The sequence below is a fragment of the Aeromicrobium sp. SP1 genome, assembly GCF_055663785.1.
Window position 1 is genome coordinate 2991647 of the sequence record NZ_JBQVVK010000001.1, and the last position, 26888, is coordinate 3018534.

The following is a 26888-nucleotide window of genomic DNA, read 5'->3' on the forward strand; positions in this document are numbered from 1 at the left end:
GTCAGGAGACGATGTCGTCGACGGACGCGTGCAGGCCGAAGACCTTGTCCAGTCCGGTGATGCCGAAGATCCGCAGGAGTCGCTCGCTCGTGCACACGATGTCGAGCGAGCCGTTGTCGGCGCGCACCCGCTTGAGGGCGCCGACGAGGACACCGAGGCCGGTCGAGTCGAGGAATGCGACGTCCTCGATGACGATGACGAGCCGCGTGTGGCCCGCCTCGATCGCTCCGACGACGACCTCGCGCAGCCGCGGCGCGGTGTAGACGTCGATCTCACCCGCGACCTCCACGATGTGGAAGGGCGGAACCTCCCGTTCCGAGAGCGTCAGGTCCATGGCGAAATCCAACCACACCCCGCGCAGTTCGGCGGACCGTGGCGGCGTCGGTGCCGTGGGGGACACTGGCGCCATGGAGCTGCACCCGGTCCTGGCGCGTCACGCCGAGCGCCTCGTCCACGTGGAGCACCAGCCTCCCGCCGAGGCCGTCGTCGAGCCGTGGCCCGCGTGGATCGACCCCGAGGTCCGTGCCCTCTTCGCCGGCGAGGGTGCCGACGTCCTGTGGGCGCACCAGGCCGAGGCGCTCGCCGCACTGCACGGCGGCGACGACGTCGTCGTCGCCACCGGCACGGCCTCGGGCAAGTCGCTCGTCTACCAGGCCGCGGCGCTCCAGGCCCTGCGCGACGGGCGCGCCGGGTCCGCCCTCGCGGGGGCCCGCCGCCCCACGGTGCTCTACCTCGCCCCGACCAAGGCGCTGGCCGCCGACCAGCTGCGGCGGCTGCCCACCGCGGCACCGGGGCTCCGGCCCGCCACGGTCGACGGTGACAACAGCCGCGAGCAGCGGGTCTGGGCCCGCGACCACGCGAACTGGGTGCTGACCAATCCCGACATCCTGCACCGCACGCTGCTGCCGGGACACGAGCGCTGGGCCCGCTTGCTGGCCGGGCTGCGGATCGTCGTCGTCGACGAGTGCCACCACTACCGCGGCGTGTTCGGCGCGCACGTCGCCCAGATCCTGCGCCGCCTGCGACGGGTGTGTGAGCACTACGGTGCCGACCCGCGCTTCGTGCTGTCGTCGGCGACGGTCGCCGAGCCGGCGGTGTCGGCCGAGCGCCTGCTCGGGACCCCCGTCACCGCCGTGACCGCCGACGCGTCCCCGCGCGCCGGGCGCACCGTCGCCTTCTGGCAGCCGCCCCTGCGGGCCGACCGCGAGGGAGTCGAGGTGCGCCGCGCGGCCGGTGCCGAGGCGGCCGACCTGCTCACCGACCTCGTCGTGGGCGGGACCCGCACGCTCGTGTTCGTCCGGTCGCGCCGCGGCGCCGAGCAGCTCGCGCTCACGACGCGGCGGGCGCTCGAGGAGGTCGACCCGTCGCTGCCGGACCGCGTGGCCACGTACCGCGGCGGCTACCTGCCCGAGGAACGACGCGAGCTGGAGCAGCGGCTCCGCTCGGGCGACCTGCTCGGACTGGCCACCACGAACGCGCTCGAGCTGGGGATCGACATCGCCGGACTCGACGCGGTCGTGACGGTCGGCTTCCCCGGCACCCGGGCGGCCCTGTGGCAGCAGCTCGGCCGCGCCGGACGCGCGGGGGCCGAGAGCCTCGGGGTCATGGTGGCGCGCGACGACCCGCTCGACTCGTTCCTCGTGCACCACCCCGAGGCCGTCCTCGGGGCGCCGGTCGAGGCAACGGTGTTCGATCCGGAGAACCCCTACGTCCTGGGTCCCCATCTCGCGGCCGCGGCCCAGGAGCTGCCGCTGACGGAGGCCGACTTCGGGCGCTTCGGCGACCGCGCCGCCGAGGGGGTCGCGGCGCTCGAGGCCGCCGGTCTGCTGCGACGCCGGGCCGGCGGCTGGTTCTGGACCAGCCGCGACCGGGCCGCCGACCTCGCCGACATCCGCTCCTCGGGCGGACACCCCGTGCAGATCGTCGAGGCCGGCACGGGCCGGCTCGTCGGCACGGTCGATGCGGCCTCCGCCGACGCCGAGGTCCACGAGGGCGCCGTCTACGTCCACCGCGGCGAGGACCACCTCGTCGAGGAGTACGACCACGAGCACGGCACGGCCGTCGTCCGCCGCGCCGACGTCCACCACACGACCAGCGCCCGCGCGGACACGACCGTGACGATCGTCGACGAGCGCCGCAGCACCACGTGGGGGCCGGCGACGATCGCGTTCGGCGATGTCGAGGTCTCCAGCCAGGTGATCGGCTACCAGATCCGCGACCGCCGGAGCGGACGCGTCATCGGCGAGGAGCCGTTGCACCTGCCCGAGCGGACGCTGCCGACCACGGCCGTCTGGTGGACCCTCGATCCCGACGTCGCGAACGCGCTCATGGACCCGGAGCGTCTGCCCGGCGCGGCGCACGCCGCCGAGCACGCCGCGATCGGCATCCTGCCGCTGCTGGCCACGTGTGACCGCTGGGACATCGGCGGTCTCTCGACCGCCCACCACGTCGACACGGGACGGCTCACGGTGTTCGTCCACGACGGGCACCCGGGCGGCGCGGGCTTCGCCGAGCGGGGCCACGCACGCATGGCCGAGTGGCTGCGGATGACCCGTCAGACGATCGCGGACTGCACGTGCCGCGACGGCTGCCCGTCATGCGTCGTCTCACCCAAGTGCGGCAACGGCAACCACCCGCTGGACAAGGCCGGCGCCGTCCTGCTCCTCGACGCGGTGCTGTCCCAGCGCCACGTCACGCCTACCGGTTCATGACCTCGCCTCGTGGCGTCGCCACAGCAGCCAGGAGCCGACCGCCGTGGCCACCGCGACCACGCCGAGCACGATTGGGACGGCGGGCCTCGTGTCGCCCTCGTCGTCCTGGGTCATGTCCCTGGCCTGGGCCAGCCACGCCGATCCGTGCGAACGCGCGGCATCGACCTGGACCTCGGTGCGGTGCCTGACATCGGCCATGCGGTCCTTCGCCCGGGTCTTGACGTCGAACTTGCGCGCCAGGGCGTCGACCGTCTCGCCCAGCTGCTCCCGGGTGCGCTCGATGTCCGCCTCGATGTCGTCGGCCGTGACGGCCTGGTCGGACGATGTGCTCATGTTCATCGAGACTCTGCCGTCGAGCGGCCGCCGGGCTGCGAGTCGCTCGAGGAGTTCGGGGTCTGGCCGAACTGGCTCGGCGTCACCTCGTCGTCGGAGTCGGTGACCTTCGCGGCCGTCTGCTTGACCCGATCGGTGGCCTTCGCCGTCTGCTCCTGGACGCGGAGGTCGTTCCACAGCCTCGCGACCTGACCGGTGATCTGCTCGTAGCGCTCGGTGCCTGCCTTGGCGCCGAGCAGGTAGGCGCCGCCGGCGATGGCCAGCATGATGATCTTGCTCATGGGTTCTCCTCTGGGTGGGTCTCGTCCACGACGTACCCAGAGCGGGAGGTTCCAGAGGCCGGTCACCAGTGCGAGTCGTACAACGCTCGGCACTGCACCTTCTCGTGAGACGTCTAGGCTGCAGACATGGGGCTTTCGCTCCCGTTGCCGTGCCGTGGACGACGAGAGGGGTCCTGGTGACAGCCTCCTTGGATGCCATGAGGTCGGAGTTGAGCGCCGCCGTCGCTGGCCCCTCCGCGGCCGACACCCTGTGCACCTCCTGCGTGGACCTGTTCGGCGTGGACGGGGCCGCGGTCTCCGTGATCTACGACGGCGCCTCGACCGGAACGTTCGGCTCCAGCAGCGAGGCCAGCCGACTGCTCGACGAGTACCAGTTCACGTTCGGCGAGGGTCCCTGCCTGGACGCGGTCGCGTCACGCGCCCCGGTCCTGGCACCGGACCTCGGCTCGGCGCGGGAACAGCGCTGGCCCGCCTTCCGGGGAGCCCTGCTCGACGACGGCATCCAGGGAGTGTTCGCGCTGCCGATCATGATCACGTCGGTGTGCGTGGGAGCCCTCGACCTGTTCCGGGTCCGGCCGGGCCCCTTGGCGGGGAACGCGCTCACCGGGGCGATGATCGCCGCCGAGCTGGCCTCGGCGCCACTGCTCGACCTGATGGCCGGGGCGCGCAGGGCCAACGAGCTCGACGACTCGGCCGGCACGGACGTCGGCACCGGCGAGGACCTCCTGATCGAGATGGACCGCATCGAGGTCTACCAGGCGACCGGGATGCTGATCGCCGCGCTGGACGTCGACGCGACCGAGGCGTTGGTGCGACTGCGGGCCCACGCGATGACCACCAACCAGACCGCCGGCCAGGTCGCCCGGGCCATCATCGAGCGCCGACTGACGCTCGAACGCGACCCGAAGGCCGGGCAGGACGGCACCGGCCGCACACCGGGGGGATCGCGATGATCGACGGCAGGGAGGTCGAGGTCGTCCGCGCGTTCGTGGACCTGTCCAACGAGCTCGTGGGGGACTACGACGTCGTGGAGATGCTGTCGCAGCTCACCACGAACTGCGCGAGTCTGCTCGACATCTCCTCCTCGGGTCTGCTGCTCGCGGATGCGCGTGGCGTGCTGCACCTCGTGGCCTCCTCCTCGGAGCGCACCCACCACCTCGAGATGTTCCAGCTCCAGCGCGACGAGGGCCCCTGCCTGGACTGCTACCGCCGGCAGGCCCCCGTCCTGGTCCCCGACCTCGCCGAGGCGACCGACCGCTGGCCCCAGTTCTGCGCGGCGGCCCGCGACGTGGGGATCAAGTCCGTCCACGCCCTGCCGATGCGACTCAAGGACACCGCGATCGGCGCGATCGGACTGTTCGGAGCCGAGACCGGCGCGCTGGGCCCCGACGACCTCGCCCTGGCCCAGGCCCTCGTGCACGTCGCGAGCGTGGCCATCGTCAACGAGCGGTCCGCCGCGGACCGCGCCACCGTCACCGCACAACTGCAGCACGCGCTGACGAGCCGCATCACGGTGGAGCAGGCCAAGGGCGTGATCGCCTGGGCGGGCGATCTCGAGATGGACTCCGCCTTCACGGTCCTGCGTCGCTACGCCCGCGACCACGGTCGCAAGCTCAGCGACGTCGCGCGCGACGTCGTCGGCAGGCGGTTGCGTCACGAGGCGGTCCTGCAGCACGCGCGCGCCGTGGCCATCCTGCCCTGATCAGGCGACGGCGGGACGTGGCACGCCGGCCAGCTCGGACTGCCCCATCCACTCGGGCAGCCGCCGGACGACGTCGGTCGGCGCCAGCGCCTCGGCGTGGGCGAGCACCTGTTGCCAGGTGACGTCACCGCGCCACACCGCGACCAGCTCGCGCAGCGTCGTGCGGATCGTCGCGACCGGCTCGTGACCGGGATCGAAGTCGCACACGTCGACGTCGTCGCCGTTCACCACGAACCACCAGCGTCCGACCTTCGGCGCCACGTCGGCCAGCTCGAAGGCCACGGTCGTCCGTTCGCGCGGCCAGTTCGCGACCGGGATCTTGCGTCGCATGTCCCAGAACAGCAGGTGCGGGTCGTAGTCCTCCTCGCCGAGGTCGCCGATCCACCTCATGCCCCACGTGCCGAGCGACTCGACGATGCCGTGCAGCTCACGACCGGACTCGGTGAGCGTGTACGCCGCCCGCCCGCCGACCTCCTCGCGTCGCACGACTCCCACGCGCTCGAGCGTCCGGAGTCTCTTCGACAGCAGCGCCGGCGACATCTTGGGCACGCCGCGGCGCAACTCGTTGAACCGGGTGCTGCCGTACAGCAGCTCGCGCACCACGAGCAGGGTCCACCGCTCGTCGAGCACCTCCATCGCCTTCGCCACCGGGCAGAACTGTCCGTATCCAGTCATCTGTCGACCTCCTCGGCCCCACCTCCCAGTAGAAACCCGAGACCGTGACGCTGACCAGTACAGATCGTGAACCGCCGTCGCTTCACATCCGGCACTGGAGGCACCGGCACGTCCGGGCGGATCGTCGAACCATGAACACGACCACCACTTCTGACATCAAGATCCGTCACCGTGCCCTGTGGGCCAGCGGTGACTACGACCGCGTCGCGACGCAGGTCATCCCCGACCTGGGCCAGGCCCTCGTGGACGCGGCCCGCATCCGCCCGGGCGATCGCGTCCTCGACGTCGCCGCCGGTTCGGGAAATGCGGCCATCCCCGCCGCCCTCGCCGGCGGCGAGGTCGTCGCGAGCGACCTGACCCCCGAGCTGCTCGACGTCGGCCGCGACCACGCCACGGCGGCGGGAGCGCGCATTCAGTGGGAGGTCGGCGACGCCGAGTCGCTGCCCTACCCGGACGCCTCGTTCGACGTCACGCTCTCGTGCGTCGGCGTGATGTTCGCCCCCGACCACGCCGCATCCGCGGCCGAGCTCGTGCGGGTGACCCGTCCGGGCGGGACCATCGCGCTGGCGAGCTGGACGCCCGAGGGCTTCATCGGCCGCATGTTCGCCACGATGAAGCCGTTCGCGCCCGCACCGCCTCCCGGTGCGCAGCCCCCGCCGCTGTGGGGCAACGAGGAGCACGTGCGGTCGCTCCTCGGCACGGGAGTCGACGGGTTCCACGCCGACCGACGCCGACTGCCGGTGGACCTCTTCGACGACGGCGCCGCGTTCCGCGACTTCTTCAAGGCCCACTACGGTCCGACGATCGCGGTCTATCGCGCCCTCGCGCAGGATCCCGATCGCGCTGCCGAGCTCGACCGGGCCCTGGCGGCCCTCGGGGACGAGGCGATCGACGGCGGGACGATGGACTGGGAGTACCTGCTCGTCACCGCGCGCCGAGCCGCGGCCTGACCTCATTCGAGGTACCACGCCGGCGCCGCCCGGGCCCGGCGCTCCGCAGCCCACCGACCGAGCCACCAGCGCGGACCGGTGACCCGGACCGTCACCGTGGCGACGTCGGCGTCCATCCGGCAGTCACGCAGCCGGCCGCCGTTGTCGGCGACGACGTCGTGGGCGACCCCGCAGGGATCACCGCCCTCGACGCTCGTCCGCGACGCGGCGAGGGCAGCCAGGTCGGCGGCCGAGGCGGCGCGCTGGCGCAGCCCGATGACGAGCGCGACCTGCAGACAGCCGACCGCGACGAGGACGAGTGCCGCGGTGACGGCGAGCGCCTGCACCGTCGCCGACCCTGCCTCACGGCGGCTCACTCGACCACCGCGACCGACGAGGCCGACAGGTCGAGATGAACTCGCGGCACGAGGGGCAGGGTCGCGCGGTGCCGGATCCGTACCGCTGCTCGGCCGTCAGCGATGCGGATCCTGACGGTCGCGCCCGGGACGAGGGCTCGCGCCGCCTCGCGAGCCTCGGCCCGGGTCTCGCCCCGCGCGACCGCGCGCGCGGCGTCGCGCGCGGCATCGACGAGCCGCACCTGGACGACCCCGAGCGAGACGACCCACACGAGCACGAGTGCGACCAGCACCACGAACGGCAGCACGACCGCGGTCTCGGCGGTCACCATCCCCGGATCGCGTCGCCTCACCAGGGCCACCGGAACAGGTCGGGCAGGTTGAGCTCGAACGAGCGGACGATGGTCCGGGAGACGAACCCGGCGAGCCATCGGGGCAGCAGCGCCTCGGGCCCCCACATCACTCCCGCGCCCAGGGTCACGGCGCCGAGCGCTCCGACGGCGTACTCCGCCGTGACCTGCCCGCGCTCGTCCCGGCCCCGCTCACGGACCGTTGCCTTCCGGATCATGGTTCTCCTCTCCACGTTGGGGTCCTCCGCGGCACCCGGGCGGACGGGTGCCGCGGAGGAGTCGGATCAGAACGGCAGCAGGTCCGGGATCTTGCCGAGCAGACCCTGCACGAGGTCGCCGAACCAGTCGGACTGGCCGATCTTGACGAGGACCCCGCCGACGGTGCACGCGCCGAGCGTGCCGACCGTGTACTCGGCGGTGGTCATGCCCCGCTCCGCGGCGCGGCGGACGCGGGAGGGAAGGAACTTCAGGACCGACATGGACTGTCCTTTCGAGAGGGAATCTGACGCCCGAACATGGCGGCGAGCGGCCCGGATCTGCGGAACTCGTCACGGCCTGGGGACAACCGGGCGGCCGCGCCACGGCTTGGGGACGGAGCCCTCAGCGGCCCAGCGAGGCCAGGACGGCCAGCACCGTCGGCGCGATGCCGACGAGGACGAACGCCGGCAGGAGGCACAGTCCCATCGGCAGCGTCGTCCGCACCCCCACGCGGGCGACCTCGGCCCTCCGCGCGGCCCGCGCCCGTCGTCGCAGGTCGTCGGCGGCGTCCACGACGAGCGGCACGACGGACGCCCCCGATCCCTCGGACCGGGCGAAGGCGCGGCCGACGGGTTCGAGCACCGTGCCGTCGAGGCTGCGCCACACGGGCACCGGATCGGTCGCCACGCGGAGCCGGCGGGCCACCGCCGTCAGTTCCGTGCCCAGCGGTGCGGGCGTGTGGGCCGCGACCACGCGCAGCGACTCCTCGGGCGATCGCCCCGCCGCGAGGACGGCGCCGACGAGGTCGAGGGCGAGCGGTGCCTGCCGCACCAGGGCCTCCTCGCGCCGACGCTCGGCGATGCTGCGCATCGCCGCCACCTGCCGCATGGCGAGGGGTGCGAGTGCCGCGCCGACGACGAGTCCGACCCGGTCCATGAGGAGGAACCCGAGGACGGGCACGAGAGCCGCCGCGGCGAGACCCGGGTCGAGCCGCAGCGTCGTCGGACGTCCCGCGAGGCGACGCCAGCGCCGTCGGGGCCGACCCGGGACGGCGACCAGGACCGCCGAGGCGGCGAGCAGGGCCGCGATCACGCGCGCTCCTCGACCTGGTCGGCCACGCGGTCGATCCACACCACGCCCACGATCGCGGAGGCCGTCCCGGCAGCCACGCATGCGGCGCCGACGACCGTGGACGTGACGACCGAGACGGGGTCGACGCCCAGGCCCGAGCCGAGGGCCAGGCCCAGGGGAGGCATCGCGATCAGCAGCGTGGCCGTGGCGCGAGCGGGCCCCACCCCGGCGACGACCTCGCGGTCGAGCTCGCGGTCCTCACGTGCGGCGTCCCGCACCCGTTCGAGCACCGCGGCGAGTGCGGCGCCGGTCGCCTCGGAGACCGCCCACGCGCGACCGACGGTCGTGAGCACCTCGTCGCCCGGGTGCCGACCCGCCGCGACGAGGGCCGCCGCGACGTCGCCACCGTGCGCGGCCACCGTCGCGACCGGGCCGAGCGCGGACTCCTCCACGGCGAGCCGCGCCACGGCCGTGGACGGCGGCGCCCCCGCGCGCAACTCGGTGACCAGCCCGTCGAGGACCGCGTGGCACCGCTCGCGTCGCCGCGCGACGTGCCGTCGTCGGTGCTCGCGACCCCGACGCCGCCATCCCGTCGCGACGACGGCGGCGGCGGTCCACGCCAGGATCGTCGGTGCGGGCGGCAGGCACACGAGGCTGGCGACGACCGCGAGGACGATCGCCACCCGCACCACCGCGCGCACTCCGGTGATCGGCGGCAGCCCGTCGACGCGCACGCGCCGCCAGCCCCACGGAGGTCGCAGCGCCAGCATCGCCGCGGCCGCGAGGACGGCACTGATGACAGTCACGGGTCGACGACCACGCCCGCGCGCACCGTCAGCCGGGGCCGGACCACGAGGTGCCCGTCCGCGTTCGTGCCGATCGCGGCGATCTCGCCGACCTCCCGTCGCCCGTCGGGCCCTCGGGTGACGTGGACGAGGGTGTCGAGGGCCGCCCCCGCCTGGGCGTGCACGGCGTCCCGCGTGAGCCCCGCGGCGATGCCGAGTGCCTCCAACCGCGCGGGGACGTCGGCCGGCGCGTTCGCGTGGACCGTGCCACAGCCGCCCTCGTGACCCGTGTTCAGCGCCGCCAGGAGGTCGACGACCTCCGCACCGCGGACCTCGCCCACGACGAGTCGGTCCGGCCGCATCCGCAGCGCCTGCCGCACGAGGTCGCGCATGCCGATCGCGCCGACCCCCTCGACGTTCGGCGGCCGCGCCACGAGACCGAGCACGTGCGGGTGCGCGGGACGCAGTTCGTCGGAGTCCTCGACCACCACGATCCGCTCTGAGGGCGGGACGAGCTGGAGCAACGCCGCCAGCACCGTGGTCTTGCCCGAGCCCGTGCCGCCCGTGACCAGGAAGCTGCGTCGCTCCGACACCAGGTCGCGCAATGCCTCACCCATCGGCGCGCACACCGAGCCGAGTCGCTCGAGCTCGGTCAACGGCAGCGCTCGGCGTGGCGGGACCCGCAGGGAGATCGCGGTCCCGGTGCGGGCGACGGGCGCGAGCACCGCGTGCAGACGGGTCCCGTCGGGGAGTCGGCCGTCCACGAACGGGGCGGCGTCGTCGAGGCGGCGTCCGGCGCTCGCCGCGAGTCGCTGGGCCAGCCGACGCACGCTCGACTCGTCGCGAAGCACGACCTCCGGCCGATGCTCCAGGCCCCGGCCGGCGTCGACGAAGACGCCCTCGGCGCCGTTGACCAGCACGTCGGTGACCCCGGGCAGGTCGAGCAGGGGCTGGAGCATCCCCGCGCCGATCGCCTCGCCCCGCAACTGGTCGACGATCGCCAGCACGGTCGTCGTGCCCCACAGCTGGTCCTCGGCGCGCAGGGCCTCCGCGACGCTGTGGGCCGTGGCCTCGGCACCCGTGCCGGCCAGCCGCCGCCGCACCCGGTCGACGACCTCCGCGGGCGCGCTCACCGCAGACCCACCGTGTCGAGGATCCGTCGAGCCGCCCGCACGACGGGTCGGGCCCGCAGGGGTCCGATGCCGTGCTCGAGATCGGCGGCCACGCGTCGGGACGTCCCGACGTCGGCGAGTACCGGGAGGCCGACCTCTCGTCCGACCGCGACCGACGGGACCCCGCCCCGGCACGCACGGGTGACGAGGGCGATGCTGCCCGCACCCTCCAGCCGGTCCGCGAGCGCGCGCGTCGCGACCACCCCACCGATCCGGCGCGGGACCACGATCACCGTGAGGAGGGAGCGGGTGACGAGCTCGAGGCCGAGATCGTCGAGGTGCCGGGGCACGTCCGCGACCACGAGGTCGAACCCCCGCACCGCCGCCGAGACCACCGGACCCGCCGACCGGACCGGGGCGCCGTCCCGACCGAAGGAGACGAGCGCCAGTCCCCGGTGGACCGGCAGCGTTGCCGCCAGCTCGTGCGCGGCGACCTGACCGACGGCGCCGTCGAGATCGCCCCAGCGCGGGCCGGTCGCGTCCTCCGCACCCGTGACGAGGTCGACCCCGCCACCGGCCGCGTCGCCGTCCACGAGGACCGCGCGCAGGCTCCGCTCGGCCGCGAGCTGCGCCGTCGCGACGGCGAGTGTCGACGCTCCGACACCGCCACACGCGCCGACGACCGAGACGACGCACGCCTCGCCCGTGCCATCGAGGGCACGTACGAGCGCCTCGACGATCGCGGCGTCGTCCCCGACCGCGAGGACGTCGCCGGCGCCCGCGTCGAGCGCCGCGCGCCACACCTCCTGCGGATCGGGCGCCACGACGACGATGCCGTCGCGGCGGGGCAGGTCTGCCAGCGCGACGAGGTCGAGCCGGCGGGAGTCGACGACGACGGCCGGCGCCGTACGCCAGGCCCGGCGCAGCCGTTCGGGCCGATCCAGCGGCTCGGCATCACCGCCGGCCGCGGCGCACCAGCGGCGCGCGCTCTCGGCGAAGTCCTCGTCGGAGGTGACCACCAGCGGCCGGCCCGGGGCGTCTGACGCACTCATGGTCACCACCGTCGCGGTGCGGACCGCCGTGACGCGAGGGGGCGGCGTGGGCCTGTGGACACGTGGGGTCCGCCTCGCGCGGGTGTGGAGGAACACCGGGTCCACGCGGGGCGACCGCCTACGCTGGAAGGCATGGCGACCGCTGCAGGACGTCCCGCCGCCTTCTTCGACCTGGACAAGACGATCATCGCCAAGTCGAGCACGCTGGCCTTCAGTCGGTCCCTCTTCGCCGAGGGACTGCTGAGTCGACGCGCCGTCCTGCGCAGCGCCTACGCGCAGATGGTGTTCAGCCTCGGCGGCGCCGACCACGACATGCTCGAGAAGATGCGCGACGAGATCGGCCGCATGATCGTGGGCTGGAACGTCGACACCGTGCGCCAGATCGTGGGCGAGGCGCTGCACGATGTGATCGATCCGCTCGTCTACTCCGAGGCGCTCGAGCTCATCGAGCAGCACCGCGCGGCCGGTCACGACATCGTCATCGTGTCCGCCTCGGGCGCGGAGATGGTCGAGCCGATCGCCGCCATGCTGGGCGCCACCCACGCGATCGCGACGCAGGTCGAGGTCGTCGACGGGCGCTACTCCGGCAAGATCCTGCACTACTCGTACGGGCCCAACAAGGTCGTCGCGATGGAGGAGCTCGCCGCGCGCGAGGGCTACGACTTGGCGGCCAGCTTCGGGTACTCCGACTCCGAGACCGACGTGCCGATGCTGCAGGCCGTCGGGCACCCGTTCGCCGTCAACCCGGACAAGGGGATGCGGCGACGCGCGACCGAGGAGGGCTGGCCGATCCTCACGTTCGAGCGGCCCACCGCACTGCGGCCGCGCCTCGTGCCCGAGACCACGAGCGGCAAGGCGATGGCGCTCGCCGGGCTGGCCGCGTCGGCCTCGATCCTGGCCTTCGGGATCGGGATGGCCCTGCGCCGCCGCGTGCGCACCTGAGCCGCGCCCGATTCGGTGAGCGGGTTGTGATCCGGGTCACAGTGAGGCAGGGTGGGGGCAGAATTCCAGAGCAGCCCGGACCTTGGTACCCACGCGGCGATCTCCCGTCCCACAGGGCAGTCGCACTCGGGACAACCGCATCGATTCGACACCCGCGGCCCCGGGGCGACGTTTGACGAAGGCACGCTTGGTAGCCGAGGTCCGGGCCACCATCTGATCGCTCAGCGAGCAGCGAGCGGGGACGCCTCCGCGCCCCGCGTGAACGCCTCCGCCGCGTACAGCAGCCACCGGTGCACGCCGTTGGACCCGTCGTCCGCGTACGCCTCGAGCGCCGCGAAGTAGTCCGGCGCCGCGGCGACGTGGCCCGCCTCGGGCACCGTCACCGACGCGGGATCGACGCCCCGCGCCACGAGCACGAGTCTCTCGGCCGCGCGGGCCACCACGGTGTTGTGCGAGGCGAAGGCGCCGGCCGCCGCGATCTCGGCATGCGTGAGCGCGGCGATCACGAGCGCCGGCGCCTCGGACTTCGCACCGAGCATCGTCGCGAGCCCCGTCAGTCGTCGGCCGCCCTCCGGGTTCACGGGCCGCCCGAGGGCGTCGTCCGGCACGGATCCGGCCGCGGCCAGCGCATGGATCCGCGCGAGGGCCTGGACGGGCGAGCGCTGCCACGTCGGCAGCAACCCGAGCAGCTCGGTCGAGAGCCGGACGGCCGCGCGGGCGGTGGCGTCGCCGCCGCCGGCGGCGAGCTCGTCGAGGTCGCACTCGCTGCCCTCGAGCGTCGCGGTGGCCCACGCGCCGATCAGCAGCGAGCGGGCCGTGTCGTCGGGGGTGCTGCGGCGCAGTCCACGGTCGCGCAGGACCGCGTCGATGCCGTCGCGTGCCGCCCGGTACGCCGACGGAACGCCCTCGAGCGAGGCAGCGGGCAGGAACGGATCGGACACGCACGCAGCGTACCCAGCGAGCGCCACGGCCCCGGCCGTGCCCGGCGGTAGCCTCGGGACGTGGACACCGACGCCGTCACCCGGAGCCCGGCCTCACGGGCCGCGAAGTGGCTCGTCGGCGACCGGTTGTCCACGGTCCTGCACCTGGGCGACGGCCCGCTGGCCTACGAGCTGGCCGAACAGGGTCACGAGGTCACGATCCTGGGCGACGACGTGACCGCCGTGCGTCGTCGCGAACTGATGTACATCCGCTCGCGCGGCGATCGGCTGCCGCTGCGCTCCGCCTCGTTCGACGTCGTCATCACGCCGTTCCTCGAGGAGTCGCCCGCGACGCTCTCGGAGTACGCGCGCGTCCTCGTTCCCGGCGGCCTCCTGTCGACCATGAGCCGCCGCTACGACGACTCGATCCCGTGGATGCGCCGTCTCCGCGCGATCACCGGCGATCGTGACTCGCCCGAGCCGGCCGTCGACACGTTCTCGGCGTCGGGCCTGTTCGGCAGCCCCGAGGTCGAGGTGTTCAACGCGTGGGAGGAGCTCGACCTGGCGCGCCTGCTGCGGTTCGCCGAGCAGACCCGACGCGCCTCGGTGCCCGACTCGGCACTCGGATCGGTCCACGAGCTGTGGCGTGAGTACTCGACCGGCTCGGGATCGTTGCGGCTGCGCCACGAGACGCGCTGCCTGCGCGCGAGGGTCGACAAGTCGGCGCTCGCCTCCGAACCCGATCCGCCGGACGCCGTCCTGCTGTCACTGGACTGAGTCACGTGGACGCGTGGCTGGGCCTCGGCGTCGCCGCGGTGCTCGTGGCGCTCGCGGCGCTGACCCGATGGGTGCTGCTCAGCCGGCGGCGCAGCCTGGGCACGGCCGAGGACCGGGCGACCTACGAGACCCTGCACACCGCAGCCCTCGCGGCGCCGGCGCTGCGGGCGGGCCTCGACGCCGAGAGCGTCTCCCGCGCCCTGCCCCACCTGCGCGAGCTGATCGGCGCGCGCACCGTGGGGATCACGGACACCCACGGGCCGCTGGGTTGGATCGGCGGCGACGAGACCGAGCAGACCGCCGACCTCGTCGCCTCGGCGCTCAAGCACGGCCGCTCGCAGGCGTCCCACCGCGTGATCGTCGCGCCGCTGTCGGTGGAGGACCGCGTCGTCGGCAGCATCGTGGTGGTCGACGACAGCGCCTCGGCCGGACTCGCCCGCACCACCACGGAGGTGGCCGACTGGGTGTCCAGCCAGCTCGAGCTCGCCGAACTGTCCGCGTCCCGTACGGCACTCATGGAGGCCGAGCTGCGCGCCCTGCGCGCCCAGATCTCACCGCACTTCATCTACAACTCGCTCGGCGCGATCGCCTCTTTCGTGCGCACCGACCCCGAGCGCGCCCGCGAGCTGCTGCTCGAGTTCGCCGACTTCACGCGCTACTCGTTCCGCCAGCACGGTGATTACACGACGCTCGCCGAGGAACTGCGGTCGATCGAGCGGTACCTCGTGCTGGAGAAGGCGCGGTTCGGCGATCGACTCAAGGTGACGACGCGGATCGCGCCCGAGGTGCTCAGCCTTACGGTGCCGTTCCTGACGGTGCAACCGCTCGTCGAGAACGCCGTGCGGCACGGTCTCGAGCGCAAGCCCGGGCCCGGGACGCTCACGGTGATCGCCGAGGACGCGGGCACCGAGTGCCGCATCACGATCGAGGACGACGGCGTCGGCTCCGACCCCGAGACCGTGCGCGCCGCGCTGGCCGGCCGCACGAGCTCTCCCTCGGTCGGCCTCGCGAACGTCGACGAGCGACTGCGGACGGTCTACGGGAACGATCACGGCCTCGTCGTCGAGACCGCGCCGGGCCTGGGCACGAAGGTGACGCTGCGGATCCCGAAGTTCACGCCCACCACCGTCGACTGACCCCACGTAGAATCGTGCGGTGAGGTTCCTCAACGATCTGCAGCCCAGTCACGACCTGACGTACAACGACGTCTTCATGGTGCCCGGACGCTCCGACGTCCTGTCCCGCTTCGACGTGGACCTGAGCACGACCGACGGCACCGGCGCGACGCTGCCGCTCGTCGTCGCGAACATGACGGCCGTGGCCGGGCGCCGGATGGCCGAGACGGTCGCGCGCCGCGGCGGCATCGTGATCCTGCCGCAGGACATCCCCGTCGACGTCGTCGCCGAGACCGTGGGGCGCGTCAAGGCGGCCCACACCGTCTACGACACCCCGGTCGTCCTGACCCCGACGATGACGGTCGGCGAGGCGCTGAGCCTCGTCCCGAAGCGCTCCCACGGCGGTGCCGTCGTCGTCGAGTCGCTGCACGGCCCGGAGCTGAAGGTCGTCGGCATCTTCACCCCGCGTGAGGCCACCGAGATCGACCGCTTCGCGCAGGTCCGCGAGGTCATGCTGACCGACCCGTTCGTCCTGCCGGCCGGCGGCGAACCCCGCGAGCTCTTCAACCTGTTGTCCGAGCAGCACGTCCCGTTCGCGCCCGTCGTCGACGGTGGCGCGCTCGCGGGCGTGCTGACCCGCAAGGGCGCGCTGCGCTCCTCGATCTACACCCCGGCCACCGACCCGGACGGCCGGCTCGTCGTCGGTGCCGCCGTCGGGATCAACGGTGACGTGCGCGGCAAGACGCAGGCCCTCGTCGAGCTGGGCATCGACGTCCTCGTCGTCGACACGGCCCACGGCCACCAGGACAAGATGCTCGACGCGCTGCCGATCGTGCGCGAGGTCCGCGATGCGCACGAGGCGGCCACGGGTCGCCGGCTGCCGATCGCTGCGGGCAACGTCGTCTCGGCCGCGGGCGTGCGCGACCTGGTCGCCGCCGGCGCGGACATCGCGAAGGTGGGCGTGGGCCCGGGTGCGATGTGCACGACGCGGATGATGACCGGCGTCGGCCGTCCGCAGTTCTCGGCGGTGCTCGAGTGCGCCGACGCGGCCCGTGAGTCCGGGGCGCAGGTGTGGGCCGACGGTGGCGTGCGCTGGCCGCGCGATGTCGCGCTCGCCCTCGCCGCGGGGGCCGGCAGCGTCATGATCGGCTCGTGGTTCGCCGGCACGCACGAGAGCCCCGGCGACCTCATGTCGTCCTCCGACGGCCGGTTCTACAAGGAGTCGTTCGGCATGGCGTCGTCGCGCGCGGTGGCCAATCGCACGCGCGACGCGGCGGGCTTCGAGAAGGCCCGCATGGCGTTGTTCGAGGAGGGCATCTCGACGTCGCGCATGTTCCTGGACCCCGACCGCCCGGGCGTCGAGGACCTCATCGACGAGATCACGGCGGGCGTCCGCTCGTCCTTCACGTACGCCGGCGCCCGCTCGCTCGCCGAGTTCGCCGACCGGGCCGTCGTCGGCCTGCAGTCCAGCGCCGGCTACGACGAGGGCCGGCCGCTGCACGCCTCCTGGTGAGTCCCGCGGGGCGCGCCGCGCGGTGACCGTCGGCGCGAACAGGGCACACCATCGCGGACAGCAGGGTTGACGTTCGAGGGCAGAAACTCCGTCGGAGGCCGACCTGGCCATCTCGGGAGGACGGTGCCAGAGATCTGCCGCGGGTTCAGAACGGAACGTGGTCATACACGTTTTCGCTGCCGGCCGGCCGATTGACGGGTGTGATTCCTGACACGTGCGCGACGGCGCCGGCGGTGCCGTCGAAACCCGCCGGGACGGCAGGACGAACTCCCAGTTGCTTCGGCGCTCCTGCCCGGCTCCAGACGTCGTGGATCCCGTCATTCCGGCCCTTTTCGGCCAGCGGGCTTAGGTTCGATGGCCCATAGTGGATGGTCGTGGCTCCTGCCGGAGCCGCTTGTGGATGCGTCGAGCCCGCTGACATCCGCAGGACTCGAACTCCAATCAGCGGGACGGGAAACCCAGGTTGTACGCCTCTCCTCGGGGGGGCTTGGGGCGAATCGCATGCCGAGGCACACCTTCAGTGCCAGCCCGACAGGTCATTTCTCGCAGACGCCGAGGGAAGACATGAAGTTCACACTGCTGCTCGCCGCCATGTTGACGGGCACGCTGCTCGTCGCGGCTCCCGCCGAGGCGACCACCACCGCCCCCGCACCGTCCGCCAGCACCACCGCGCCGACGACCGCCCCCGCCGCACCGACCGCGGCGCAGATCAAGGCCGCCAAGGCCAAGGCGAAGGCCAAGGCCAAGGCCGCCGCGAAGAAGAAGGCCAAGAAGAAGGCCAAGGCTCGGGCCGCCAAGATCGTTCGGACCGCCGCGAAGTACAAGGGCACCCCGTACCGCTGGGGCGGCACGAGCCCGAAGGGCTTCGACTGCTCGGGCTACACCCAGTACGTCTACCGCAAGGCCATCGGCAAGAAGCTGCCGCGGATCGCCGGCGACCAGATGCACAAGGGCCACTCGGTCAAGAAGTCCGCGAAGAAGAAGGGCGACCTGATCGGCTTCTACAGCGGCAACTACGTCTACCACGTCGCGATCTACGCCGGCGGCGGGAAGATCTGGCACTCCCCGCGCACGGGCGAGACCGTCAAGAAGGTCAAGATCTGGACGTCGGCCTACAAGGTCCGCCGCCTCTGATCGCCGGACTCCCGCCGGTTAGGGTCGAGGAGTGAAGGTCCAGCCGTCCCCCGAAGTCGCCGCAGCCCTCGATGAGGGGCGACCCGTCGTCGCTCTGGAGTCGACGATCATCAGCCACGGGCTGCCGCGACCGGACAACCTCGCCGCCGCGCAGGAGTTCGAGGAGATCCTGCGCTCGCAGGGCGTCACGCCGGCCACGGTCGCCGTTCTCGACGGCGAGCTCAAGGCCGGACTGACTGCCGACGAGCTCAGGCGGATCGCCGACGAGGACATCCCGAAGCTGACGGTCCGCGACCTGCCGGTGATCCTCGCGCAGGCTGGCAGCGGCGCCACGACCGTCGCCGCCACGTCGTGGATCGCCGACCGCGCGGGCATCCGCGTGTTCGCGACGGGCGGCCTCGGCGGCGTGCACCGCGGCGCCGCGCACTCGTTCGACGAGTCGGCCGACCTCACCGTCCTGGCCGAGGTCCCGATCGCCGTGGTCTCGGCGGGCGTGAAGTCGATCCTCGACATCCCCGCGACGCTCGAGCGGCTCGAGACCCTGGGCGTCATCGTGCTGGGATTCGGCACGACCGACTTCCCGAGCTTCTGGCTCACCTCGTCGGGCCATGAGCTCGACTGGCGGGCCGAGGACGCCTTCGCCGTCGCCGCCGTCATGAAGAGCCGGGACGACCTCGGCCTGCGGTCGGGCATCGTCGTGGCGAACCCCCTCCCGCCGGACAGGCAGCTGGACCCCGCGGTCCACGACGAGGCGCTCGGGCAGGCGCTCGCCGAGGCCGAGGAGCAGGGCCTCTCGGGCAAGGAGGTCACCCCGTTCCTGTTGCAGCGGATCGTCGAGCTGACCGGCGGCGAGAGCCTCGCGGTCAACCTCGACATCGCGCGCAACAACATCGAGGTCGCGGCCCGGATCGCCAAGGCGGCGGTGGAGCTCTCGTGATCCTCGTCGTCGGGGACGTCGTCGACGACATCGGCGTCCTGCCGCTCGAGCCGGTCACGCCGCGCAGCGACACCCGCGCGCAGATCCGGATGACCCCGGGCGGCTCGGCGGCCAACACCGCCGCGTGGCTCGGCCTGCTCGGCACCGAGACGCGTTTCTTCGGCAAGACCGGCGCGGACGGGACCGTGCGGCACGCCGCGGTGCTGCGCGACCACGGGGTCGACCCACGACTCGTCGCCGACCCGGTGCTGCCGACCGCGACGATCGTGCTGACCCTCGACGACGACGCCGACCGCACGATGTACGTCGACCGGGCGGCGAACGCCACTCTGACCTTGGACGACGTGCCCGACGACCTGTTCGACGGCGTCGACTGGCTGCACCTCACGGGCTACACGTTCTTCGACCCGGGCACGCGTGAGGTCGCCGTCGAGCTGATCGCCGAGGCCAAGCAGCGCGGCGCCGGCGTCAGTGTGGATCCCAGCACGGTCGCGTTCCTGCGCGAGGTCACGCCCGAGGCGTTCCTCGACTGGACCAGCGGTGCCGACGTGGTGTTCCCGAACCTCGACGAGGCCCGCGTGCTCGTCGGTGCGACGGGGCCCTTCGTCGACTTCGACGCGCTCACCCGGATGTACCCGCACGTCGTCGTGACGCTCGGCTCGATGGGCGCGGCGTACGTCTCGGGTGGTACCCGCGAGCAGGTCGCCGCGCCGCGCGTCCAGGTCGTCGACACGACCGGCGCGGGCGACGCCTTCGCCGCGGGCTTCCTCGCGGCCTGGGCCGAGCGCCACGATCCGCACGCCGCTCTCAACGGCGGAATCGGCGCCGCGAGCCGCTGCGTGCAGCAGCGCGGCGCCCGTCCCTGAGCCTGAGCCGGGGTCGCGTCAGGGTCGATCCGGGGGAGACGCCCGATGTGCGCGCAGGTCCGCGCGGGCGAGGCTGGGCCCCATGATCGAAGCACTCCACCTCACGAAGCACTACGGCGAGACGGTCGCCGTGGGCGGGATCGACTTTCGTGTCGAACCCGGCCGCGTCACCGGATTCCTCGGGCCGAACGGTGCAGGAAAGTCCACCACGATGCGGATGGTCCTGGGCCTTGACCGGCCGACCTCCGGCAGCGTCACCGTCAACGGCCACGCCTACGTCGACTCGCCCGCGCCCCTGCGCGAGGTCGGAGCGCTGCTCGAGGCCCACGCCATCCACCCCGGTCGCTCGGCCCGCCAGCACCTGCGGCAGTTGGCGGTCAGCAACCGGATCGACGGTGCGCGCGTCGACGAGGTGCTCGACCTCGTCGGCCTCACCGAGGTCGCCGACAAGCGCGCCGGCAAGTTCAGCCTCGGCATGGGGCAGCGGCTCGGCATCGCCGCGGCGCTGCTCGGCGATCCGGGCATCGTGATCCTCGACGAGCCGGTCAACGGCCTCGATCCCGAGGGGATCCGCTGGGTGCGCGCGCTCGCGCGTCGCCTCGCGGACGAGGGACGGACGGTGTTCGTCTCCAGCCACCTGATGAGCGAGATGGCCCTCATGGCCGACCACCTCATCGTGATCGGGCGCGGCACGATCCTCGCCGACTGCTCCGTGACCGACTTCATGGCCGAGCACGCCGCCTCGTCGGTGCTCGTCCGCACGCCGGACCTCGCGCGGGCCTCGGCCGTCCTCGACGGCCCCGACGTCACGACCGAGCGGGTCGACGATGCGTTGATCGTCCGCGGTCTCGACGCCGCCCAGGTGGGCGAGGCGCTGTTCGCGGCCGGGCTGCGCCTGCACGAGCTGAGCCCGCACCGGTCCTCGCTCGAGGACGCCTTCATGACCATCACCGCCGACGCGGTGCAGTTCCACGCCCAACTGGAAGGAGCGGCGCGATGAGCACCCTCACCGACGTGCCCGCGCAGGCCAATCTCACCCACACGATCGCCGCGGAGCGGATCAAGCTCGCGAGCGTCCGCTCGACCTGGTGGACGCTCGCCTCGATCGTCGCCCTCGGCGCGGGACTCACCGCCCTCATCTGCGGCCTGAACGCCGAGTGGCTGGCCAGCAGCGAGGCCGACGAGTCCGTCGGCTCCTTCATCACGTGGGGCATGATGATCGCCCAGGTCGGCGCGGTCGTGCTGGGCACCCTCGTCGCCACGAGCGAGTACGGCACCGGGCTGATCGCCTCGACCTTCGCCGCCACGCCGAGCCGGGGGCGCGTCATGGCCGCCAAGGCGATCCTCGTGACCGTCGTCCTGTTCGTCGTGGGCACGGGCACCGCCCTGCTCGGGTACGTCACGGGCAACTGGTTCCTCGACCGTGAGGGCATCGGCCTGGCACTCGAGGGTGATGTGCTCCGCGCGATGTACGGCAGTGGGCTCTACCTCGCCGGGCTGGGTCTGATGAGCCTCGGCGTCGGCTTCATCGTGCGGCACACCGCGGGAGCGATCTCGGGGATGCTGGCGTTCGTCTTCGTCGTCTCGAACATGGTGTTCCTCATCCCGGGCGAGACCGGCGAGTGGATCGGCAAGCTCATGCCGGGCAACGCCGGCTCCGCGATCGCGAGCCCGGTCCCGTTCAACCCGATCCTGCTCGACGCCTGGCCGGGCTTCGGTGTCTTCATGGTCGAGACGGCCGCGGTCCTGGCGTTCGCCTGGCTCCTCGTCCGCCGCCGCGACGCCTGACGAACGACGGAGGATTCTGCATTCGGCCCCGATGGGGTACCCGAATGCAGAATCCTCCGTTCATCCCGGATGCCGGAACCACATGTGTCACCGGCGCCCCACGGGCATCATGATCCGGTGCGCAGATGGTGGGACCGTGTTTCGGGGCGGGAGCGGCGCCGAGCCGACTGGAGTCGGCAGGCGTTCGAGCAGATCGAGGCCCTCGATCGCGCGTCGACCGGACCGCGCGACTGGCCCGCGGCGATCGAGCCGGAGCGGAGGCGCCCGCTCATGCTCGCCGCGATACTGGCACTGATTGTCACGATCGCCGCGTCGATGCTTCTACGCATGATTGCGCCCTCGCCTTCACCGGCGGGTGTGGAGGCGGAAGGTGGCGCGTGGCGCCCAGGCATCTCATCCGCCGCCGTGTCGCGCCCCGATGACGCCCGCGATGACCGTCTCCATCCGGCACCGGTCGTCGACCCGGACGGCTCGTACGCGTTCGTGCAAACCCAGCCCGGTGGCGACGCGCCGGTGACCTACGACCCGTGTGTGCCGATCCACGTGGTGATCAACCCCCGAACCGGCGGCGCCGATGCGGTCCCGCTCGTCGAGCGCGCGCTCGATCACGTCGAGGAGGCCACAGGTCTCGAGTTCGTCGTCGACCGAATCAGCGACCACGTACCGGACTTCGAGTCCGACATCGCCAGCGAGGACTTGCGACGACCCGTCCTCGTCGGTTGGTCGGACGAGGCCGAGGTACCCGGTCTCGCCGGGAACGTCGCCGGCCTAGGCGGAAGCGTCGCGACCTCCGACGGCGACACGCTCCGGTACTTCACCGGGCAGGTCGCGCTCGACGGCCCGAACATGGCCGGCCTCTCGACGGCCGACCGCGAGGCGATCATCCTTCACGAACTGGGTCACCTCGTCGGGCTCGATCACGTCGACGATGTCGATGAACTCATGCACGCCAGCAATCTGGGGCAGGTCGACCTGGGGCCCGGCGACCGATACGGCTTGTCGTTGCTCGGATCGAGCGACTGCGCGTGAAACGCGATGGGTCCCGAGTGCCTCAGCACTAGGGACCCATCGCGATCATTGCAAGCGGTCAGGCCTTCTCGTCGTCCTTGGCGGCCTCGGTGGCGGACTCGCTCAGCTCGGCACCCGAGGGGTTGGCGTCGCTGAGCGGCGCGGCGTCCTCGGAGACCGGGTCGGGCGCCGGGGCGTCCTCCACGGGGGTGATCGCGGCGAGCTCCTCCTGCTCCGAGCTGATCTCGGTGTGCTGCTCCGCGGGGAGGGCGGGCTCGGACTCGTCGTAGACCACCGAGTCGACCTCCGGATCGGTGGCGTCGCCCTCCTCGGGGTGCGGCTCGGGCTTCGGCTCGTCCTCGGCCGAGGTGTGACCCTTCGGCTCGTCGAGGGAGTCCAGCAGCGACGGCTGGTGCGGCTCCTCGGCGGCAGCCTCGGGCTCCTCGTCAGCAGCCTCGGGCTCCTCAGCGGCAGCCTCGGGCTCCTCGGCGGGCTCGGGGTCGGTCTGCGCCGGCTCGTCCTCGTCCTGCGTCGCGACGGCGACCGGCTTGGTCGGCTCGGGATCCGCGGCCGCCTCAGGTGTGGCGTCCTCGGCCTCGAGCGGACCGCCCGCAACGCCCTTGTCGTCCACGTGCACGTTGCTCTGCGCCGCGATCGCGGCGTCCTCGACGGGCCCCGAGCCGTCCGGCGCGTCGAGGTCGCCGGTGTCGGTGGGCGTGGCGTCCTCGTGGGCCTCGGCGGCGGCGCCGACCTCGGCCGTGTCCGTCAGGGTGCCCGGGTCGGCCTCCGCCTCGGGACCGGGCTCGGCATCGGTGGGCTCGTCACCGGCAGCAGCGGCCACGACGGCCTCCGCCTCGGCGACGACGTCCTCCTCGGACCGCTTGACCGCCTGCAGCAGCAGCTGCGCCACGTCGAGGACCTCGATGTTCACGAGCGACTCGTCCTCGGCCTGCTTCGCGGTCAGGCCGTCGGACAGCATGACGCGGCAGAAGGGGCAGCCCACGGCGATCTTCTCCGCGCCGGTGCCGATGGCCTCCTCGGTGCGGTTGATGTTGATCCGCGAGCCGATCTTCTCCTCCATCCACATGCGTGCGCCGCCGGCGCCGCAGCAGAAGGACCGCTCGTTGCTGCGCTCCATCTCGACGTAGTCCGCGCCGGTCGCGCCGATCAGCTCGCGCGGGGGCGAGTAGACCTGGTTGTGGCGGCCCAGGAAGCACGGGTCGTGGTACGTGACCTTGGCGGCCGGGGCGGCAGGCGCCACGGGACGCAGCTTCTTCTCCCGCACGAGCCGGTTGAGCAGCTGCGTGTGGTGCACGACCTCGAGCTCGACGCCGAGCTCCTTGTACTCGTTCTTGAGCGTGTTGAAGCAGTGCGCGCAGGTCGAGACGACCTTCTTGACCCGGGTCTCCTCGAAGACCGCGACGTTCTCCATCGCGAGCTGCTTGAAGACGATCTCGTTGCCCGCGCGGCGGGCCGAGTCACCCGTGCAGGTCTCACCGTCGCCCAGCACCGCAAACGTCACGCCCGCGATGTTGAGCAGCTCGGCGACCGCCTGCGTGGTCTTCTTCGCGCGGTCCTCGAACGCGCCGGCGCAACCGACCCAGAACAGCCACTCGACCTCGTCGAGGCTCTCGACGTCGACGCCGACCTGCTTGACCTCGAAGTCCAGGTCATCGGCCCACTTCATGCGGTCGCGCGGGTTCATGCCCCACGGGTTCCCCTTGCGCTCCAGGCCCTTGAAGATGTTGTTCAGCTCGGCCGGGAAGTTCGACTCGACGAGCACCTGGTAGCGGCGCATGTTGTCGATGTGGTCGACGTGCTCGATGTCGACGGGGCACTGCTGGACGCACGCGCCGCAGTTCGTGCAGGACCACAGGACGTCGGGGTCGATCACGCCGAACAGGTCCTCGGTGCCGATGAGGGGGCGCTCCAGCTCGCGCTGCTGCTCCTCGGAGAGGGTCTCCGGATCGGCGCCGAGCAGCGGGATCTTGGCGTATGCGTGCTCGCGCAGGCCCATCATCAGCAGCTTGGGCGACAGCGGCTTCTCGGTGTTCCACGCGGGGCACTGGCTCTGGCAGCGACCGCACTCGGTGCAGGTCGTGAAGTCGAGGATGCCCTTCCAACTGAAGTCCTCGACCTTGCCGACGCCGAGCTTCTCGAACTCCTCCTCCTCGAGGTCCTCCATCTTCTCGAGGTCGAGGGGCTCACCGGCGACGTAGAGCGGGACGAGCGCGCCGAGGGCGGTGCCGCCGTCGACCTCGCGCTTGAAGTAGATGTTGAACCACGCGGTGAAGCGGTGCCACGCGACGCCCATCGTCAGGTTCTTGCCGATGACCATCAGCCAGATCGTGGCCGACAGGACCTTGACCAGGGCGATCAGCGTGATCGCGACCTCGAGCCCGTGCTCGGACAGCCCCGACCACAGCGTCGAGCCGATCCACGCGGTCGTGGGGAAGTGGAACGTGGTGGCGTGCTCGTCACCCTGCAGGTGCAGGAGCTGGTACTCCGCGCCGCGGATCAGGATGCCGGCGCCGCACTCGAGCGCCACCATCGCCTCGACGAAGTAGGCCTGGCCGAAGCGGGAGCCGAAGAAGCGGCTCTGGCGGCCCTGCGCGCGCGGATGGTTGCGCTGGCGGACGACGATGAGGACGGCGATGCCGATCAGGCCGAGCCACGCGATCAGCTCGCTGACCCACTCGAAGAGGACGAAGTGGCCCAGGATCGGCAGCACGAGGTGCGGGTTCCACACCTGCAGGTAGGCCGTGGCGACGGCCGAGCTGAGGATGATGAAGCTGAAGAACACGGCCCAGTGCATGATGCCGATCCAGTGCCACTGGAGCATGCGGGTGTGACCGAGCGTCTCCTTGAGCATGTTCGCGGTGCGACGCTTGGGGTCGTCCGTACGGCCATAGGCTGGAGTGCCGGTGCGGACGACGCCGAGCATCCGCTTGATGCCGGGTGCCAGGTAGTACACCGCCATCGCCGTGGACACGAGCGTGATCACGCCGGCGATGATGTTGATCGGGTGCATGCTGATCCTCTCGCGGTCGAGCGATAGTGCTGACCCTAATGCGCTGCAATCACGGCTTCTCGGTAAGGCAAGCCAAAGATGCGGTCATGTTACCTGCCAGTAGCCACGCGCTGCGAGACGGGCACGATCATGACCGCGGCGATCGGGAAGACCGCGACGAGGGCGAAGGCCCAGCCGTAGCCCGCCTGCTCGACGGTCAGGCCGAGGAGCGGAGGCACGGCCGCCCCCGTCAGGTACTGGCCCGTGTTCTGGATCCCGAAGGAGCGGCCGGCCCAGTACGGCCCGGCGATCTCGGCCACCGCGGTGAAGGCCAGGCCGTTGTCGGCGACCGTGATCATCGTCGCCAGCACCATGACCACGACGGCGACGGGTGAGCCGTCGAGCACGGCGAGCGCGAGCATGACGACACTCGCCGCGATCGCGACCTGCCGCATGGGCCCGAGTCGGTCGCCGACCCGGTCGGACCACCAGCCGGCCCCGATCCGGCCGCCGGCGCCCAGCACCTGCGAGACGGCGTACAGGGCACCGGCCGCACCGGCCGACCAGCCGTGGACGTCGATGAGCCACAGCAGCATGAGGGTCCAGACGGCGTACTGCGGGATGACGAGCAGTGCCGACGCCGCGTGGATCCGCACGAGCCGCCGGTCGTCGAGATAGGGGTTCAGCTCCGCGCCGCCCGACGGGCCACCGTGACGGGGCGGGTCGACCACGACGAGTCCGACGAAGGCGACGGCGCACACCGCGACCGCCAGGCCCAGCGCGACGGTCGCCGCGACGCCGTGCGCCTCGACCCAGACCGGCACCACGAGTGCAGCCAGTCCGACGCCGAGCGGCAGTCCCGTCTGGCGGATGCCCATCGCGAGTCCGCGCCGATGGGCGGGGAACCAGCCGACGACGAGGCGTCCGCTCGCGGTGTTCGTGCTGGCGGCCGACGCGCCGCACAGGAAGAAGCCGAGTGCCAGCCAGCGGGTGTCCTCGCTGCGTGCCCCGGACAGTGCGACCGTCGTGCCTGCGACGAGGGTGAGCAGTCCGGCGGTCAACGAGACACGTTCCCCGACCCGGTCGACGATCGCGCCCCACGCGATGAGCGTCAGCAGGGTGCCGACCATCGGCGCTGCCGCGAGGGCGCCGCTCTCGACGAGCGAGTAGCCCTCCGAGAGGTGCAGGTGGGGGATGAGCAGGAGCGGTGTGCTGACGACGGCGGTGGCGGAGACCTGCGCGACCATGGCCGCGGTCAGCATGAGCCACGGGTTCGGTCGGCGGTTCACGTGCTCAGTCTCGTCCTCTGCCGCCCAAATGCCG

General features: G+C 72.3%; 29 protein-coding genes. 14 read left to right on the top strand and 15 right to left on the bottom strand.

Features of this window, described 5'->3' with window-relative positions:
- Position 1: 1 nt before the first annotated feature.
- On the bottom strand, positions 2-334 hold the full coding sequence (locus tag ACT26F_RS14620) for an STAS domain-containing protein (RefSeq protein ID WP_471671275.1): 333 nt from the start codon (positions 332-334) through the stop codon (positions 2-4).
- 73 nt (positions 335-407) lie between these two features.
- Here ACT26F_RS14620 and ACT26F_RS14625 point away from each other — a divergent pair, with 73 nt between their 5' ends.
- On the top strand, positions 408-2711 hold the full coding sequence (locus ACT26F_RS14625) for a DEAD/DEAH box helicase (RefSeq protein ID WP_471671276.1): 2304 nt from the start codon (positions 408-410) through the stop codon (positions 2709-2711).
- Here the strand turns inward: ACT26F_RS14625 and ACT26F_RS14630 are convergent.
- Positions 2706-3044 carry a DUF3618 domain-containing protein gene (locus tag ACT26F_RS14630; RefSeq protein ID WP_471671277.1) on the bottom strand — a complete coding sequence of 113 codons (339 nt, stop codon included), beginning with the start codon at positions 3042-3044 and terminating at the stop codon, positions 2706-2708. The genes ACT26F_RS14625 and ACT26F_RS14630 overlap by 6 nt on opposite strands.
- A gap of 2 nt (positions 3045-3046) precedes the next feature.
- Complete coding sequence (locus ACT26F_RS14635; protein ID WP_471671278.1) at positions 3047-3325, bottom strand: hypothetical protein; 279 nt, start codon at positions 3323-3325, stop codon at positions 3047-3049.
- A 176-nt stretch (positions 3326-3501) separates the two neighbouring features.
- On the opposite strand from ACT26F_RS14635, the gene ACT26F_RS14640 reads away from it, so the two are divergent.
- Together ACT26F_RS14640 and ACT26F_RS14645 are read left to right on the top strand one after the other, a co-directional pair.
- Positions 3502-4278: a GAF and ANTAR domain-containing protein gene (locus ACT26F_RS14640; protein WP_471671279.1), complete on the top strand. Its 777-nt coding sequence runs from the start codon at positions 3502-3504 to the stop codon at positions 4276-4278.
- On the top strand, positions 4275-5027 hold the full coding sequence (locus ACT26F_RS14645; protein WP_471671280.1) for a GAF and ANTAR domain-containing protein: 753 nt from the start codon (positions 4275-4277) through the stop codon (positions 5025-5027). Before ACT26F_RS14640 ends, ACT26F_RS14645 begins: the two co-directional genes overlap by 4 nt.
- Here ACT26F_RS14645 and ACT26F_RS14650 read toward each other — a convergent pair whose 3' ends face one another.
- Positions 5028-5702, bottom strand: coding sequence for a winged helix-turn-helix transcriptional regulator (locus ACT26F_RS14650; RefSeq protein ID WP_471671281.1), 675 nt, complete (start codon positions 5700-5702; stop codon positions 5028-5030).
- Positions 5703-5833: 131 nt separating this feature from the next.
- Here ACT26F_RS14650 and ACT26F_RS14655 point away from each other — a divergent pair, with 131 nt between their 5' ends.
- Complete coding sequence (locus tag ACT26F_RS14655; RefSeq protein ID WP_471671282.1) at positions 5834-6652, top strand: class I SAM-dependent methyltransferase; 819 nt, start codon at positions 5834-5836, stop codon at positions 6650-6652.
- A gap of 2 nt (positions 6653-6654) precedes the next feature.
- On the opposite strand, the gene ACT26F_RS14660 is transcribed toward ACT26F_RS14655, so the two are convergent.
- The 8 genes from ACT26F_RS14660 to ssd form a co-directional block, all read right to left on the bottom strand.
- Positions 6655-7008: an Rv3654c family TadE-like protein gene (locus ACT26F_RS14660; protein ID WP_471671283.1), complete on the bottom strand. Its 354-nt coding sequence runs from the start codon at positions 7006-7008 to the stop codon at positions 6655-6657.
- Positions 7005-7340 carry a TadE family type IV pilus minor pilin gene (locus ACT26F_RS14665; RefSeq protein ID WP_471671284.1) on the bottom strand — a complete coding sequence of 112 codons (336 nt, stop codon included), beginning with the start codon at positions 7338-7340 and terminating at the stop codon, positions 7005-7007. Before ACT26F_RS14665 ends, ACT26F_RS14660 begins: the two co-directional genes overlap by 4 nt.
- A complete protein-coding gene (locus ACT26F_RS14670) occupies positions 7337-7555 on the bottom strand; it encodes a DUF4244 domain-containing protein (RefSeq protein ID WP_471671285.1) in 219 nt (72 codons plus the stop codon). The genes ACT26F_RS14665 and ACT26F_RS14670 overlap by 4 nt, the downstream gene beginning before the upstream one ends.
- Positions 7556-7621: 66 nt before the next feature.
- Positions 7622-7816 (bottom strand): DUF4244 domain-containing protein, encoded by a 195-nt coding sequence (locus ACT26F_RS14675; protein WP_471671286.1) that lies wholly within the window; start codon positions 7814-7816, stop codon positions 7622-7624.
- A gap of 121 nt (positions 7817-7937) precedes the next feature.
- Positions 7938-8627 carry a type II secretion system F family protein gene (locus ACT26F_RS14680; RefSeq protein ID WP_471671287.1) on the bottom strand — a complete coding sequence of 230 codons (690 nt, stop codon included), beginning with the start codon at positions 8625-8627 and terminating at the stop codon, positions 7938-7940.
- Positions 8624-9412 carry a type II secretion system F family protein gene (locus tag ACT26F_RS14685; RefSeq protein WP_471671288.1) on the bottom strand — a complete coding sequence of 263 codons (789 nt, stop codon included), beginning with the start codon at positions 9410-9412 and terminating at the stop codon, positions 8624-8626. Before ACT26F_RS14685 ends, ACT26F_RS14680 begins: the two co-directional genes overlap by 4 nt.
- The gene (locus tag ACT26F_RS14690) at positions 9409-10524 is read right to left on the bottom strand and encodes a TadA family conjugal transfer-associated ATPase (RefSeq protein ID WP_471671289.1); all 1116 of its coding nucleotides are present in this window, start codon (positions 10522-10524) and stop codon (positions 9409-9411) included. The genes ACT26F_RS14685 and ACT26F_RS14690 overlap by 4 nt, the downstream gene beginning before the upstream one ends.
- A complete protein-coding gene (gene ssd, locus ACT26F_RS14695) occupies positions 10521-11555 on the bottom strand; it encodes a septum site-determining protein Ssd (RefSeq protein WP_471671290.1) in 1035 nt (344 codons plus the stop codon). Before ssd ends, ACT26F_RS14690 begins: the two co-directional genes overlap by 4 nt.
- A 132-nt stretch (positions 11556-11687) precedes the next feature.
- On the opposite strand from ssd, the gene ACT26F_RS14700 reads away from it, so the two are divergent.
- Positions 11688-12497: an HAD family hydrolase gene (locus ACT26F_RS14700; RefSeq protein ID WP_471671291.1), complete on the top strand. Its 810-nt coding sequence runs from the start codon at positions 11688-11690 to the stop codon at positions 12495-12497.
- Positions 12498-12718: 221 nt separating this feature from the next.
- Here ACT26F_RS14700 and ACT26F_RS14705 read toward each other — a convergent pair whose 3' ends face one another.
- Positions 12719-13438 (bottom strand): oxidoreductase, encoded by a 720-nt coding sequence (locus ACT26F_RS14705; RefSeq protein WP_471671292.1) that lies wholly within the window; start codon positions 13436-13438, stop codon positions 12719-12721.
- Between the two features lie 60 nt (positions 13439-13498).
- Between ACT26F_RS14705 and ACT26F_RS14710 the strand changes: the two genes are divergently transcribed.
- The 9 genes from ACT26F_RS14710 (at position 13499) to ACT26F_RS14750 (ending at position 22576) form a co-directional block, all read left to right on the top strand.
- On the top strand, positions 13499-14194 hold the full coding sequence (locus ACT26F_RS14710; protein ID WP_471671293.1) for a class I SAM-dependent methyltransferase: 696 nt from the start codon (positions 13499-13501) through the stop codon (positions 14192-14194).
- A 5-nt stretch (positions 14195-14199) separates the two neighbouring features.
- Positions 14200-15330 carry a sensor histidine kinase gene (locus ACT26F_RS14715; protein ID WP_471671294.1) on the top strand — a complete coding sequence of 377 codons (1131 nt, stop codon included), beginning with the start codon at positions 14200-14202 and terminating at the stop codon, positions 15328-15330.
- Positions 15331-15349: 19 nt separating this feature from the next.
- Complete coding sequence (locus ACT26F_RS14720; protein WP_471671295.1) at positions 15350-16822, top strand: GuaB1 family IMP dehydrogenase-related protein; 1473 nt, start codon at positions 15350-15352, stop codon at positions 16820-16822.
- A gap of 564 nt (positions 16823-17386) precedes the next feature.
- Positions 17387-17956, top strand: a complete 570-nt coding sequence (locus tag ACT26F_RS14725) for a C40 family peptidase (RefSeq protein WP_471671296.1) — start codon at positions 17387-17389, stop codon at positions 17954-17956.
- A gap of 31 nt (positions 17957-17987) precedes the next feature.
- Positions 17988-18893, top strand: coding sequence for a pseudouridine-5'-phosphate glycosidase (locus ACT26F_RS14730; protein ID WP_471671297.1), 906 nt, complete (start codon positions 17988-17990; stop codon positions 18891-18893).
- Positions 18890-19759, top strand: coding sequence for a carbohydrate kinase family protein (locus ACT26F_RS14735; protein ID WP_471671298.1), 870 nt, complete (start codon positions 18890-18892; stop codon positions 19757-19759). The genes ACT26F_RS14730 and ACT26F_RS14735 overlap by 4 nt, the downstream gene beginning before the upstream one ends.
- Before the next feature lie 82 nt (positions 19760-19841).
- Positions 19842-20759 carry an ABC transporter ATP-binding protein gene (locus ACT26F_RS14740; protein WP_471671299.1) on the top strand — a complete coding sequence of 306 codons (918 nt, stop codon included), beginning with the start codon at positions 19842-19844 and terminating at the stop codon, positions 20757-20759.
- Complete coding sequence (locus ACT26F_RS14745; protein ID WP_471671300.1) at positions 20756-21547, top strand: ABC transporter permease; 792 nt, start codon at positions 20756-20758, stop codon at positions 21545-21547. The genes ACT26F_RS14740 and ACT26F_RS14745 overlap by 4 nt, the downstream gene beginning before the upstream one ends.
- Positions 21548-21664: 117 nt before the next feature.
- The gene (locus tag ACT26F_RS14750; RefSeq protein WP_471671301.1) at positions 21665-22576 is read left to right on the top strand and encodes a hypothetical protein; all 912 of its coding nucleotides are present in this window, start codon (positions 21665-21667) and stop codon (positions 22574-22576) included.
- Between the two features lie 58 nt (positions 22577-22634).
- Here ACT26F_RS14750 and ACT26F_RS14755 read toward each other — a convergent pair whose 3' ends face one another.
- Together ACT26F_RS14755 and ACT26F_RS14760 are read right to left on the bottom strand one after the other, a co-directional pair.
- Positions 22635-25586 carry a heterodisulfide reductase-related iron-sulfur binding cluster gene (locus tag ACT26F_RS14755; protein WP_471671302.1) on the bottom strand — a complete coding sequence of 984 codons (2952 nt, stop codon included), beginning with the start codon at positions 25584-25586 and terminating at the stop codon, positions 22635-22637.
- Positions 25587-25675: 89 nt separating this feature from the next.
- Entirely contained in the window at positions 25676-26854 is a 1179-nt protein-coding gene (locus ACT26F_RS14760) for an MFS transporter (protein WP_471671303.1), read from the bottom strand.
- Positions 26855-26888: the final 34 nt, after the last annotated feature.